The sequence below is a fragment of the Pseudomonadota bacterium genome (assembly GCA_039028935.1).
GTDB lineage: Bacteria > Pseudomonadota > Gammaproteobacteria > Steroidobacterales > SZUA-146 > SZUA-146.
Genome location: JBCCHD010000012.1, coordinates 1 through 15,427, shown reverse-complemented (window position 1 = coordinate 15,427; position 15,427 = coordinate 1). Strand labels below are relative to the sequence as shown.

General features: G+C 51.8%; 6 protein-coding genes. 4 read left to right on the top strand and 2 right to left on the bottom strand.

All coding sequences use genetic code 11. The features are described from left to right. Positions 1–117: 117 nt before the first annotated feature. Positions 118–5,817: a hypothetical protein gene (locus AAF465_07755; protein MEM7082614.1), complete on the bottom strand. Its 5,700-nt coding sequence runs from the start codon at positions 5,815–5,817 to the stop codon at positions 118–120. An 11-nt stretch (positions 5,818–5,828) separates the two neighbouring features. Continuing rightward, entirely contained in the window at positions 5,829–12,005 is a 6,177-nt protein-coding gene (locus tag AAF465_07750) for a hypothetical protein (GenBank protein ID MEM7082613.1), read from the bottom strand. Positions 12,006–12,704: 699 nt separating this feature from the next. Here AAF465_07750 and AAF465_07745 point away from each other — a divergent pair. From AAF465_07745 to AAF465_07730, 4 genes are all read left to right on the top strand, one after another. Continuing rightward, positions 12,705–13,244, top strand: coding sequence for a hypothetical protein (locus AAF465_07745; protein ID MEM7082612.1), 540 nt, complete (start codon positions 12,705–12,707; stop codon positions 13,242–13,244). 813 nt (positions 13,245–14,057) lie between these two features. Next, positions 14,058–14,396 carry a hypothetical protein gene (locus AAF465_07740; GenBank protein MEM7082611.1) on the top strand — a complete coding sequence of 113 codons (339 nt, stop codon included), beginning with the start codon at positions 14,058–14,060 and terminating at the stop codon, positions 14,394–14,396. After that, positions 14,393–14,752 carry an IS66 family insertion sequence element accessory protein TnpB gene (gene tnpB / locus AAF465_07735; GenBank protein MEM7082610.1) on the top strand — a complete coding sequence of 120 codons (360 nt, stop codon included), beginning with the start codon at positions 14,393–14,395 and terminating at the stop codon, positions 14,750–14,752. The genes AAF465_07740 and tnpB overlap by 4 nt, the downstream gene beginning before the upstream one ends. A gap of 1 nt (position 14,753) precedes the next feature. After that, on the top strand, positions 14,754–15,427 hold a 674-nt coding region (locus AAF465_07730; GenBank protein MEM7082609.1), incomplete at its 3' end, for an IS66 family transposase zinc-finger binding domain-containing protein.

Here is a 15,427-nt window from a genome sequence, read left to right as displayed (position 1 = left end):
AACATTAGTCAGGTATAGTACTCATGAGCGAAAGTTCTTTTCATTAGCTTTTCCTTGCTTGCGTATCGAAAAGTCGCCGACAAAAGACCATTGCAGTATCGCCGTTCGTGGCGGCGTTTACGCCACCGATTGCTTTGAACTGTCCGCTATCTTATCAGTATCCACTCCTTCTAATGACAGCGTGATTGGCCCAATAATCTCTGGTAACGGTCTCGCCAGCGCCTCAATCTGATTGAGCCCCTTCGATTCATCGATAGGCGGAAAGACAACATCGAGAATCTCCTGCCACGAATTGGCATCCTCAATCCGTTTCTTCTCGCTTGCATTCAGTGAACTGGGCACTTGGAACGAAATCAAGAATCCACGTCCTTCTTTCGGTATCTGTCCATCAATGATCTTGAACGTGATTCCCTCTCTATCTCTTGTTTCTGGCTCTAATGTGCCGATATGCTTGCCCAGTCCTTCGGGCTGGTCGTCATGCATAACGGAGTTGGTTGGTTCGAACATTAGTAGAAGATGAAAGGTTGTACGGAGCACGCGCTCACCGCCCTTCGATTGGAATAGCTCCTCGCGGTTTCGTACCACAGGCATCAAGTCGATGCCTTTGTCACTTTGACGCAATAAAAGCTCTCCGATGCCAGACTTCAGCTCGAATTCCATGGCGCCGCCAAGCGATTCGTTTTCGAATGTACCGATGAATGAAATCCATTGCGGGTCGGTGTAGTCGCTCACTTCGAGTCGATTGATCCGAATCCCTTTGGAGCCATTGGTTGTCTTTACACCGATGTCGAATTGATCACCGATTGTTGCCGCCGTAAATCCTTTGGTGGAATCATCGCTTCGGCCATCTTCGTCGGGCTTTGGGAACAACCAGGTTGTTGGCTGAACGTACGGTGTTGCATTCTCGCCTTTCTCCCACCGACCGGAACGTCCACGTTCCCATATGGTGACAGCAGGGCGCCAGTGTGGGGGAAGGGCGCTTCCCCATCGGTCTTTGTGCCAGGTTATTGTGAGCCGGTGATCGCCTTTGGGGAGTTTGGGCAGCGTCAGTGCCTGCTCGTCAATCGTTATCGCCGAAACAGTGGCGCTACTTTCTACATCGACGGCCATATCAGTCGGTACCAGGTCGCGTCCCTCCTTTCGTAACCACTCCTTTTTCTCTTTCGTTTGGTTATTGTCGTACTCCACAAAGTACTCGGGCCATATGATACGTCGCGTCCGAACCTTTGCCAAACCCCACTTGCCGCCAAGACCTCTTGGGAACAATACAACACAACTCTGGTTCACCTTTGCATTTCGACCCAGGTCGTAGGTCAAGCCGAACGGCAACTCCGCCTCGATGTCAACTTTGTCAAGCGTGTCGCGATCGGGCTGCTCCGCAAATATCGGATTCGGGCCCATCTGCTTGAGATATACGTCTTCGCCTTCCTTCCCCTTTAGGCGAGGTGCGAAGGGCCGCGCATCAACCAAGTCGACATCTATGTACTCACCAATGCCGCCGTATGCGGCTTGGTCGTCGGTTCTCATGATCTCTTCATCGAAGACCAACATGCAGCCGTTGCCGGTACGTTCCGGAAGACTGCTCTTGTCGCTTGATCCTCTGTACGACTCGGAAAGCGGAAGGCTGAATCGGTGTACTGGTTCCGGCAGCCGATTTCTGGGTCGAATTCCGCCTATGACCCGGCCGATCGCTAGCCGTTGCTTTTCGGCGTCCAGTACCCTGTCGTCCTTGCTGTTCAAACGGCTACGGAAACGTAGCAGGGGCCGCGCAGCGTAGGCTAGGTACCCACTGGGTCTGGAGCCATCCCTGTACCGTTGCGAATCGATGATCTGATCTTTCGTTACCTCCCACGCATTGTTATTGACCTCGTCAAAATTGTTCTTCAGTTCCACCAACCGTGTGTCTCGGTACGAGCCAACGTCCGCGAACGCCAGAATGTTCTTGGGCAGGCTGTCATCGGTCCCCTGGAAAGCAACCGGGTGCCCCGTCCAATGCCAGTTGTGCCTTTCAATATGAAGAGCGGAATACCAAGAAGCGTCGATGTTTACGTCGCTCCTCAACCGAAGAGTTGATCGATTTGGAACTAAATTGGTTGGCGGATCAATGGCCAGAATTGGTTCGCTCAGTCGCCCGGGGAAAGTATCCCCGGCGGGACCGCATTCGACGTAGGACGGTAGACCTGCGATCGCGTAGTACCCTTTGTATTCTTCGTGTTCCGAATCGCCTTCGAAACAGCGTCGATCAAGTCGAGCCCCGGGCTTTCGATTGGACGGATCCCTGTTCTGTACAAACGCCGTATCGACCAGGCTAACGGCACGGAGTTCAACGCACACGCCGGGCGCACACAGTACTGTTATTCCGGAAGACTGATCGGGAAGCAATTCGTTTCGATCAGCCGATTTGACAACCACAGATACGGAGGCATCGTCCGGTGTGGCGAGCGTAAGATCCTTATCAATACCCTTGTTTGGAATCTCCTTCGAGAAGTCCTTGTCGATTGGTTTTCCATTCTTCCACCATTGAACCTCAAGCCCAAACCTGGCTATGGACGGATCGTAGGCCATCTTGAGCTCGTTCCACCGCTTATTTGGAGCATCTGCGACGTCCGCATAGGTCTCTCGCGCCGCTCTTCGAAGGGTCAAGATGTCTTCTCTGCTTTTGGTCTGGAAAAAGTCATTGCTGAGGTAGTTGGTTTTCCGTGCGGCACACGCTACGGCGTCGGTGTTTAACCATTGTTCGACGAAAGGCATGGGCGCTTGCGGCGGTCGAAGCCTGTAAGTGGCCTCTGTGCTGGCGCTGCGCTGTTCGTACATAGGATCCGCGACAGACTCCTCGCCATTCCTTATTTGAGGGACTATGAACCCGATTGCGGCCGAATTCTCTCCGCGTTCCTCCAGAGTCCGCCACATGTTGGTTTCCTTGGAAACACCGTAGAAATGCTTGGCGTCTGTTGAATCGCTTATCATCAGAGTAGGGCTGTCCGGTCGGCGATGGGACAGGTACTGACGCGCTTCAGGATTCAATTTGACGACATCAGCAGGTTTCCTTAACTGCGCCGGAAACGTCTCATCTCTTGCCGAGGGCGTGAGAACGAGCCCTGCATGGTCTACCAGTGCCTGGCCGTCGCGATACATTAGGCCGAATCCCAGTAGCGGCAATTCACCAACCCCGTTGTACCCATCCCCGTCTTCTGTTTCTTCCGTCCATACGTAGTCGAGACAGGCAGTCTGGTCACGATCGATATCCTCACCAGACACCTTTTGCGTTGACCTCACGTATTCAACATTGTCTGCTTCTCGTTGCCCTAAGCCGGCCGCTGCGCATACGGGCGTCCCAGTGAAGAGTATCTCCACTATTGCTTCACCTTGACTTTCAGATGCTGCGACGGTCGCTGATCCTATTGCAGTATGGACGGTATCTGCTTCATCATTTGGTTCTGCGAGGAGAAGCCAACGCTTCGAATCTGACGCATTCCCATTCTGTCCCTTCTCGACGAACGCAACCTCCGCATCGGTAATCCAATTTGCTGGCTCGACATGATCATCCAACTCGGCACGCAAAGCGATTGCGACACCGCGAAGGCTGTGGTCTTCCACGGATTGGTTGTCCTCGATACTCCAGATAGGAATGTCCAGCCCTTCATCGACGATCTTCTTTGCGGTATGTCGTTCACGCTGTATCGCCCTGCAGTACTCACGGAACGCCTTTGCCGTTGACTGTTCAACTGCCTCGTCCGATAGACCATTAATACCTTTTATTCTGTCCCCGATTGCGGCGGCCAACGTGGGACGATCGCCGGGATCCGCGTCTCGGTAAGCCTCAACGAAAGCGTCCTCATCAACGCTGAGCGCCTTCACGTACCAGGGTTTGTCATCACTGCCTTCGTCGGCACTATTTGTCGGAACAGTCTTGGCGACAGTGTTTCGAACCCATCGGAACCTCTCAAGATCGTTTCCCGCCCCATCATCAACCATGTTACCGATGGCAAAGCGCCGTACCTGAGTCTGAGTCGGGATGTCGACATAAGAAAGTAGTGTTTCCCGTAGAGCACTTAGTGACTCTCTTAGAGCGCTTTGCCTTTCGGGCAGATAGCTCTGCACTTTCATGTTCAACGAGCTCAGCAGTAGAGATACGGCGACGTGGTCCCTGCTATCATCCACCCGGAATTTATCCAACGCACGAACTAGAGCGTCCGTTCCATCTCTATCGTCGACTCGTCCGCTCGGGTCGGTCTTAGGTAAGGCTTGCTGCACATCGTTCACAAGCTCTCTAGTATTCGCAAAGGTGTGTCTCACGGCATTCGAATCCGCGTCCTCAATCGACTTGATCAGGGCCTCCGAGTCGCCCGCACTCCACCCTTTTAGATCGAATAGACTGTACAATGACGAACCATCGCCTACTAACTCCTCGGTTTCCTCGTCTGTGAGAGCCGAATAGATTACGTGATCGTAAGGACGCGGCACCTGATCCGTAGAAGTCCAATCGCTATCAACTGTCCATCCGTTACCGGTGAACCGTACGCTAAGCTCCAACAGTGATCGCCGGGACTCAACCGTAAGCTCCAGTCTTGGCAACTCAGCGATTACTGAGTACACTGATTCAACATTCCAGTTGCCAATCGTGGTCAGTACGTCTACGTCGACATGATCCATGGTTTCATCTTCGGAATTTAGCGCCGCTTCCATGTCGTCAATTTCGGAAGTAATCGCCGCATCGGCCATGAACGCGCTGACGTGGCTGTCACTGTTGCGCTGCTCTATTATTCTCCAGCCATCTTTCCAGGCCTTTCTGCATGCAACAAGCCATCTTGCTTGTTTCTCCTTTGCCTTCTTTGCTGCCTTTCGCTTGGTTTCCTGTTTTTCAGCATCCTCGTCCGTTATCTTTGCGGGATCCCTGAGCGGACTAGTGTCTCCAGAGCGAATGTTTGTTAGTCTCGAACGAACCGCATCGCCCATGATCTTGGCTGGTAACATCCAGTCGCCGAATTCGCGCAATCCAATATTAAGTGCCTTTAAGGCCTCGGCGTCTTCGGCGGTTTTGGCCTTTAGCGACGGGGCTTTTGAAGTTGCGTTCTTGTCGGCTCGAAAAGGCTCTATACAAAAGACATGCCTATTTTCTCCATCTTCAGCCCCGGGGTAGGTCACGGCGCACAGGTCGTCGCCTATCGACTCGACAACGCCTCCTTCTTCCGCGTCGAACCTATGACCGTCTGCGTTGAATCGTGGAACAGCGACAACTAGAACCTCATCTTCCGCGTCGATTTCTGGTACCGATAGAAACACCGACTGCTTAAAGACGTGCATGGAAAGCGGTGGAACCAGCTGGCTTAACGGGCCCAAACCATGTACCAGGCTAATCGCATTCTTCAAGCTGTCTTCACGTTTTGCATAGGCGTCATCGGATGCGCCGGAAAACGGATAGGGGCAGTTCTCTACCTTCTCCTTAATTTCCTCTTTCATCGCCGCTTCTACCGCATCGACGCATTCTTCTTTCAATGCTGCCGTTCCGGGAACGATTTCTAGCTCAGGGCCAGCCTCCCAGGTGCTCCCGTTCTTAATCCAAAGCACCCACGTAACGTTCATCCACAACCACGGATAGAAGAACTGAAGATCTGTTGGAGGGAGGTCAGGTGAATCGTGTTTGGGTCCGCGGCCATCCCATCGCATCTTTCCAATGGTGTCAGATACCGTGTCGGTCCCGTTAGTTTGTTCCACGAACGGCCTTACACAGCTCATTGACACCAGAAGAGTCCCATCTTCATTTTTTATGTCACTGTACTGGTTGGCCGAAACAGCCCATCCCAACGTGTATGCCATGATCGCTCTTCCTAGAAGTTATTCGTGACGCCTTTGTTGACGCGCAGTGTGTAAAACTTGCTCATCTTGATTTTGACCCGAAGTGTCCCTTGTCCTGTTGTGCCGCCACCGTCTTTATGAGTTACCGACAACCCGAGGAAGACGTAAGCATTGGCAATGCCGAGTATTCTTGCGGATCCCTGAATCGTTAGTCCGGCACGCAGAAGCCCGCCGGTCTTGTCATCGAAAATAGCGCTTGCGTAAAGCAAGTAGGTATATGAGCCTCTCGCCACGCTGGCTAGGTTGATTGCTTTGGTATCGCCCAGTCCGACACCAAAGTTTGCATGGTAGGTTATTTCTCCCGAACCTGCTCGGGTGGCCTGGCAAGTGATCCAGGCACCACCACCTAACCAGCCAATTGACACCATGATGGGTGTTTCTTCTGTGCCCACACCGGCCACCGTCTGTAGTACAAACTCGCCATGATTGGCCAGTCTCATCTCCAGGCCGCCGAGCAGATGCAGCGGGCCAAGTGTTATGGGCCCGAGCGGGGGAGGGCTGTCAATTTTTAGGTCCATCTTGGCCCGTGCGCCGATCGGCAGCCCTCGTCCGTCCTTAATAAGCTCCAGCCAAGGTGGTAGGGATTCCTCAAGCGTTTGCGCGAGGTCGGATATGAATTTGAATGATGGGTGGTACTCGATCTTGTTTGGATCAATGTCAAAATCGAAACTGTTACCGTCGTATCGAACAGTCACCTCGCGGAACATCACAAGGTCCGCGCCGCCGAAGTTAAGAGCCCAATCCGCCTTGTACTCGCCGTCTGTGGTAGTTTTCTTCTCGCCGTTGGCGAAGACTCTCACTTCCGTGAGCGCCTTTGCGTGCATTTTTTCAGTAAATACGGTCAGTCCGCCCTCGCCAAACAGCTCTTGGCGCTTTTTCTCCTCAAGATTGATCTCTGCTTTGACCCAGGCGGAGCGCGAGGCCTTGTCGATGTCGTGGGTGATCTTGTACTGATCAGAACGAAGTTCCGGAAGCCGAAATCTCTCTAAAAACTTGGAGAAGTCCATTCCACCGACGCTGTCGATGACCTTATTGAAATCGAGATCGCGAATGGGTTGTGGAATCATTTCCTCCCCAATCTCGATAGAGGGGAGGCTCACGCCAAGTTCTTTTAGGCCAGCGTCAATCTCTTTAAATTTGGATGCGAACTGCGAGGTCTCGAGCTGCGTTTTTATGTCGTCGAAAACGTATTCTGCTCTATCTACGTTAAACGAAAGTGTAGGCAACTTCGGCAAGTCACCAATAGCCTTTCCGAGCTTAATAGCTGAGTCGACTTTTCCTATTGTTTCGTTGTTGTCCAGCTCTTCCCTAATCTTCTTAATGTGCTGCTTGGTCTCCTTGTCAAACGCTTTCAACGCTTCCCTTGTTTCCTCGTCAAATAGTTCCTTAGCAGCATCGCCGGCCTTTCTTCTCAGCTTCTTTTCTGCAGCGCGCAACCGGTCATTGATTTCGTCCTCTAGTTCTTCAATGTTGTCGCATAGTTTCGCCGCATTTTCTTGAATAAACTTGCGTGCCTCAGTTGCAAACTCTTCGACCTCGGAGGTCCAGAAGGCCCCATTTTTTTCAACCGCCTCGCCAAACGCCGCATACACATCAAGAGCACCACGGGCGTCCTTATATACGCTGACAACGAGTGAGTGGGTAGCTTCTCTAAGCTCGCCTAGTTTTTCCGTTTCCAATACTCGCAGGTCTTCAATGATCGAGTTTCCAGCTCCCGATAACTCCTGCCGAACCATCTCAATCGCTTGCCGGGATTCGTTCTTTTCTTGAAGCTCGTCCTTTAGTAATTTTTCGAAATTCGATCGTTTCCTGACGATATCCTCAATAGCGCTCTTTGCTTTGTCCTCTATCGTCGTGCGAACTTCGTCTATTGCTTTTTTTATTGACTCCAGCGTACTTTTTAAATTGCTCAGTCCTTCGCCAATAGCGCCGTCAAGCACACTCTTCAGGTCTTCAACGTTAACGGTCTCGGCTACGGCCAACAGGCTGTCGAGCATCGCCAAAAACTTCCGCAGGCGGTCAATTAGCGACTCAAAGCCATTGGCGGACTTACTTGCTAATAGACGGTCGGCTTTGTTCAGAGATCGGCGCGCCTCCTTGGCCTTCTCGTTTGCCCAGGCATTTCCTGCTTTTGCTTCCTCGTAAAAGGCGTGAAGTTCGCTGGCAAATACATCTAGATCATCTAATGCGCCTGAAAGCTCTGCTGAAGCGGATGTCAGATCTTCCAAAATCCCGGTCTTAAGCTTTCTGATTGCCCTGGTCAGGCTGCTTGAGTAGCCATCACAAGCGCTGCGAAGCTTTCCAAATAGCGTTTCACGGGCCTCCCCTTCGAGATTGGCGAGTTCATTGCCTGGCTTTACAAGAATTTCTGAGTCAATGTAGTTCAGCGCGTCTTTGGCGTACTCCGTCAACAACGATCCATCGGTCAGATGCCGCCCGACAAGGTCCTCCCAGATAGTCGCCTTCACTTCCTCCTCGTCAGGAATGACGGGCAAGTTGTCTTTCAGGTTTGTGAAAACGCCAATTATTTCCCGCTTCGCTGCAATCTCCAGACTGTCGAGTTCCTCCAGTAGCTTCCGTTCGAGGTCTTCGCATTGATATCGGAGAACGTTCTCGGGAAGGTTGTCAATCCACTCCCGAAGCCGACGGGTTGCATTGCTAATCTGTGTGCCAGCGTTCGCAGCGTTCCGAACTTCCTTAAGTTTTGCCTCGACGTTACCTATGTCCTGTATTTTCGACAGGTCCTTTCGCGATAGTCCGCCGGATTCCGCAGTCCTTGCCATCGAGATAAGATCAAGCTTCGCGTAAACAGGCTTATTCGTCCGACCCTTCTGAATGTCTATTGCACCATCGGCGTCGACCAACAAGTCAAATCCGGGTCGCCTAATTGCATCTGGCCGCGGACGCACAGTCGCCGGGTTCTGTATGAAGTCATTCACCTCCGCAGGGACTTCCAGTATCGGGGTGATAACACCCAGTAGGCACAGTCCTGCCGCGGCATCGACTCCTTTCCTTGCATCCCAGTCACTCGGATTGCTGGAGGTGTCTACTGTGCTCGTATAGAAAACAAGTTCGTCTGGATTGCGACAAGTGTTTCGGCAGGTACTGCCAGTGCTGTTTAAGCCGTAGAAAGCCAGTTTCGGCTTCGGGTAGTACCAGCCCCCCTTTCGCTCTTCTTCTGTCCTCTCGCTACGTCCTCCATCCCAGAGAGGAATCGTGTATCCCTCTCCATCCAGGTCCGTACCCCACGCGCTATCAACGTAAATTCGTGGTGAGACTACCTCAAACCCGTCGATACCTACCGAGTTGTTCTTATCCTTACTCTTTTCCTTATCAAAAGGTCGAGTTACATCGATCGGTTCGATGTACTCCTCAGTTTTTCGAAGCACTGGGCGACCCAAGTGGTCGTGATCTCGTTGTTGATCCTCGAATTGGGCGCTCGGGACTACTGTTCGTTCGTAGACGACTATGTGATACGCGCGATTCCAAACAATCCCAATTCGGCCAATTCGGATCTTGAGCAATCTCGCTATCTGCCCATCGCGTACCTCAACGCTGAACTTGGTTTTCTTGTTATCGAATTCGAAGGTTCCGTTGCCCGACGCACCCAAGTTCGAGAATGACAGCTCGTCAATCGATCCATGGGTCGATGACGGTTTTCTTAGTACGGCCAGGAGTTCGGATTTGAATTCAATTGTATGCAGGACTCCACCGCGGAAAGCCCCGTTACTCTCGTCACCCCAGTCTGGCGTTGCTTTGGTTTCCTTGTCTTCATCGCCAGTTCCTTCGTCCGGCTGCGTGTCAATTAGGAACGACTCTATTTCTTGTTTCTCAATCGGACGAAGATCGTCCTGATCTTCTGGAAGCGGAGACATCAGAGGCGGTGTGGCGCCATCAATTCCTTTGTTCAAGCCGTGCGACCGAATCTCCATCGACAGCCCTTGTCGCAGATTCAAGCCTTTTGTTTGACCTTGTGGATTCGTGAGGTGAAGTCGTGAAATTCGGGCGTTAAAGTTAGCTGCGCTGGCCACATCCGCGACCCTGAACTCGTCGTAGCCCTTTATATTTTTCGTCGCTGCCCAATCTATGAGCAGTTCGCCTTCAAGGGTTCTCTCGAATACATCAGAGGCGTTCTCTGGCAGCAACTGAACCGTTGAACCGAAAAACGTACTCGATTCTCGTAGTCGGAGATCAGGAAGTTCCTGTGCGTCCCGCTCGAATTTGACCGCAACGGGGTAGGCCATTTCGGTGCGAAACGACATTACATCCGCATCATCGACGACCCACCGAAGATTGGTCGGCAGCGGTTTATACCGTTGTTTCCCTCTATCGGGTCTCAACTCGAGTTCGGTGCTGGGGGAGAAGCGGAAGTGTATCGGTGCCTCTTCCTTCATATAAGGGATACCGTCCTTCCAGAAGCGGTTCCCCCTTTCCATCTCCTCACCGATCGCCTGCGCCGGCAACGCTATTGAAACCGAGCGATACGGCGAACGCCACTGCGGCTGGTCAGTGTCGTCATTCCGCCATCTTGCAACAGTGCTACCGCCCTCTGGGTCGTGCTTCTGGCCCTTTATAAGTGTGAGTAGGAACGGCTTGTGCTGGAAGTAAAAAGCGGCCGGGAGCTCCTTGTTCTTGATTTTTGTACGGAGCTCTGCCTGTACCAGTTGGTTTCCGCCTTTGCTGCTTCTTGTCGTCAGCGCAAAATCGCCTTCAAGCGATGCTTCTTGTTCGGCACCTGAGTCGCCGCTCCCCTCTAGAACACCGATAGACGGTATGCTCGGTCGTACAATTTGAGCCTCTTCGTCACCCCCGGATGTCAATGTTGAGAATCGTTCACCCCTGCCGCCAGCCGCGGAGTAACGACCCCGAGTGCCAGGCGCGGTAAGGTCAGAGTTTAGCAACCATCCTGAAACCCTTGTTTTTTCCCATCCATCAATCTCGCATCGGACCTTAGCTCCAGACACTTCGCTAAAGTCGAACTCCATGCCATCGAACTCAACGTACTTTTCATCCGTGTTTTCTACGCCTAGCGACCCATAGTTCATTTCGAGTGTTTTCTTCGCGCCGTCAGCATCATCGAATGAATGTCGCACCACCGTTTCCGCGAAAACCGTGTCTACTCCCGCGAACGGTGACGTTTCCAAACCACCGCCTACATTCCAGTCGGGCGGCTTGTAATCAAACGTCAAAGGCTCAGGCTTTGTGGAATGTTCCGCCAGTCGCCAGTCGTAACGGATCTTGGTGGTTTGGGAACGTAAACCGAACCAAAATAGCGATTGGCGGCTACTTGTCACGCCATTACTGACAATTATCGGACGTGTAGTACTGGTCGGTTCTGGCAGTTTTGGTAGTGGGTTCCAGGGCCTGCCGTGTTCTGTTATGAAACGACCTGTCATTCCACTAAGTACTCTTTCGTTCCACTGTTGCGTAGCCTCCACGTTCGATGACTGGCCAGGCAACCGGCATATGCCATAGGTCCATCTTTCGTGTCCGATTGTCAGACCAAGAAGCAGAGGGACCCCGTGATCTTTCTCACGAGCCTCTTTCTTCGACTTAAAAGACTCCCAACCAGTGAGTGTTGTTCCAGAAACCTTAATCTCCCAGCCTTCACCAACCAAAGGCATCACCATGAGTACCAATCTTCCCGACTTTTCCCTCAACTGGACGCTTACTCTGTGAGTACGCCTGTTGAGCAAAGGTTGTTTCAACTTGACTTTTGGATTGAACAATCCTGAATCGTCGAACGGTAGGGACCTAATATTGACTCGCGCTTTGTTGCCGGCCTTTGCCGTCTTTCCGAGTTCTCCTATGAGCGGTTCTGAGTTACGTAAACGCCATTCAACATGAGATACGTCGTAGACGATTTGATGACCTTCTATCTTTAGCAGAACTGGCTGCCCACGCCCCCACTCGCTAGGAGATCTAGGTGATACTGGAGGCACCAAGAACCCGATACGGATTTCTCCCTCTTTGGCATCAACTTGGTTGAATTCGACCCCTGACAGTGTGAAAGCATCACCCTGTGATCGGTCATATATGTGAATAGATTCAACTTGTTTGGGTTCGAACGTTGGGAAGTCGGCCGGTAGTTCAGATGAAGAAATCTCGATGGGATCAAAAACTTCCCTAAGTCGAACGCTAAGTTTCATCCGCCTACCCCGTCCCTGTCTGAGTGTTATTTGTTTTCTATCTTTCTGAGTTATCTCTTCGCGGTACTACTCGATTGTTCTAACGGTTTTTCTTTCTAGCGCTTTGTGCTGTAGAGACTTCAATGCTTCAATGCCAGAGACGAGATTCGGCATTTTCGTGTGCTTTGTCAATGCAGCGGCTTTGTCTCGGAATACTTTTCTTACTCGATTCGCTTTTTTCCTACCGCCGCTTGTCAGCTCTACTTGCCACACACGTCTGTCAGCAATATCCCTAGTGGTTTCGACCAGGCCACTTCCGTGCATCTCCTCTATACGTCGACTGACCTCGACCGCTCTAGGTATCTGTTCGCCAACAAACTTTATGGATGGAGCCGTCGAACGATCCTTGTTTCTGTCTAATTACAGCAACACGTTTGCCTGATTTACTAAAAGGCTCAACTTGTTGAGTTACTCTACTAGCGATGAACGAAGATGCCTTGACGCGGCATCAACTAGCTGCACAAATTCCTCTGCGAAGTCTAGCTTTCTTAGATTCATAATATCAAGACTGTGCAATATATGGTAATAAAGGATTTAAGATTGCTGACGCAAATAGTGTACGATACAACTAAATTATGTACCAATAGTGTAATAGAAATCGACACAAGAATTCGACAAGACATATTACTCCTACAATAACCGGACCAGTGGATATTGCGAATGGACTCTTCTCAGAAGACGACAAAGAATCCTTACCTTGAAGGCGACGATCGTCTTTCAGACGTTCTCGCCGGGATCCAGATGCTGAGCACGTATAGGTACTACAAAGTGTCGTTTGGCTACTTTCAGGACCGCCTCAAGGTAAAGCCACGCACCGCAGATAGCTGGAAGGCATTGTTCCACGAGCATCCGGAGTTCTTCCGCGTGAACGACGAAGACGATGATGACGAGGAGAAGCAGAACGTTTGTATGCTCATGCGGCGCGCCAAGCCAAAGCGATACAATGTCGATGACGGGCAGCTGCTAACGCGTGCGCAGGTCAAAGCGCTTTCAGGCCGCGATCGAGACTGTATATCGCGTGCCCCGCTAAGCAGCGACGAGAAGCAATGGATGATGAAGATGGCCATTGACTTGCATGCCCAGGCCCTTGCTCGAAAAGAGTCCCGCCAGCGTTTCTACGCCATAGTAGCTTCCATAGTAGTAGCAGTGATTGGTGCAGCCGCAGTGATTGCCGCGGCATTCGTAAAAATTCAGAAATAGGGTGTGATGGTGCCGGCCATCCTTCACTCTAGGTGCTTGAAAACCTCCGGTAACAAGACTCTTAAACTCCGAGGCCGTGTCGATTGAGGCCTTGATCTCATTACAACTAAACTGAAACAGGAGCCATAAATATGCCGGACGAGAAGAATTGGTGGGTAGTACGAAAACGTGGAGCAGGCAGCAAATTGTGTACGACTCATGATGGCGGATTGCTGCAGCCGGATTTTCATCGATGTAAGGGTCCTTACGCCACTGAGGCTGAGGCATCGACCTGGATCAACGACAACTGTGATGACGCGATGATGTGTGAGGAGTCGAAGTGTGGATCTTCTAGCTAAAGCACACAACTATCTACAGCGATGCAGAATGGGTGGAAAACTCTGAATAGAACCACCACCTTCTTCGTCATTTCGCCATTGATAATGATGATCGGCGTCTTGTTGACTGGTAGCTAAGTGCTCGATGGCTCAGGTCTACAGGTCACAGCGTCCGAGATTTTGTCCTTGGTGGCTGGTCGAATGGCCTATCGGCCCACCAAAACGATGGAGCGGGACTGGCGGCGCGTGCGGCGCGAAGATCGCTGGTGATTCATATAGATTGTCATGACTATGTTTGTAACCATGGCCCCGTCCTGGGATTACAGTACCGTCCCTTATACCCACCAGCCCGACAAGTCTAGAAAATCACTGATTCCACCGGGGGCGCAACATTGATAGCCGGCATGAAGTGTAAGCGCCACATAAAGGGCGTCCTTCCCAGTTAAGTTTTCCAATGCGATGCTTCTCGCTGTTGTTCACACCGAGGAGCTCATCGATGGCCAGGCCTAAGAAGTCAATTACCAAACGCCAGCAACACTGGCTCGACCATATTAATGCAGCTGAAGCAAGCGCTGATACCCTGGTCGTCTACGCCGCTACTCACAAGCTAAAGGTCAAAGACCTCTACCAATGGAAGACAGCGTTAACACGCCGTGGGTTTTTGCCAGAGAAGAAGCCGAAGGCAGCATTCGTGCCGGTCGCCAAGGTACCAGCAAAGGTTGCCTCCACCGATTGCAGTGTAACACTGCCTAACGGAGTGTGTGTTCAGTTTACCGGTGATCTGGATGGGGTGTCGCTGCGAGAGATTATGACGGTTGCGAGTCGTCTGGCGTGATTCGACCGTCACCTGACACCGGCGCGATCTATTTGCATCGCGAGCCAGTCGACATGCGTAAGGCGATCAATGGCCTGGTGGCGATCGTTGAGGGCGAGATGGATCTTGATCCGTTTAACTCGTCACTGTTCGTGTTCTGCAGCCGCAATCGCAAGCTGGTCAAGATGGTAGTGTGGGAAGGAAACGGTTTTGTGTTGTGGATGAAGCGCCTTGAAAAATCACGCTTCAAATGGCCGTTGACGCTGAACCTCGACATAGTCGAACTGAACGTACAACAGATCAACTGGCTGCTTGACGGTTACGACTTAACACTGATGCAAGGTCATGCATTTTTACCGCACCATACGGTGTTGTAACGTGAGGCGTGGTAAAATACAGGCCATGCACAAGGCGACCAACAACTTGCCGAACAATCTCGACGAGCTCAAGTCGCTGGTGCATCAGCTGCAGCAAAAGAACGAACAAAAAGACCAGTTCATCAACCAGCTGCCAGAACAAATCAAACTCGCATGTCACCAACACTTTGGCACACGTTCTGAGCGGTTCAGTCTCGATCAAATGGCGCTGGTGTTCAATGAAGCCGAAGTGACAGTAGCCACCGAAGATGATGGCGATGACGTAAGTGTTAACAGCACGGCTGATAACCCCGCCTCGCAACAGGTCTCATCCTATCGTCGAGCCAAAGGCGGCCGTAAGCCGCTGCCGGCAGACCTGCCGCGTGTTGAAGTTGTCCACGAGCTTGAGGATGAAGACTGCACATGCGATGCCTGTCAGTCACCACTGGAAGTAATCGGCGAGAAGGCCAGCGAGCAACTCGACTTGATCCCGGCACAGGTGCGCGTGCTCAAACACGTGCGCCGCACGTATCGCTGTATATCCTGCGAAGGCAAGATCAAAACAACTCCGCGACCGGCACAGCCTATTCCCAAGAGCAATGCCTCACCTGGCACACTGGCGTACGTGGCCATCAGTAAGTATGCCGATGGCTTGCCGCTGTACCGGCAGGAACAGCGTCTGAAGCGTATTGGTGT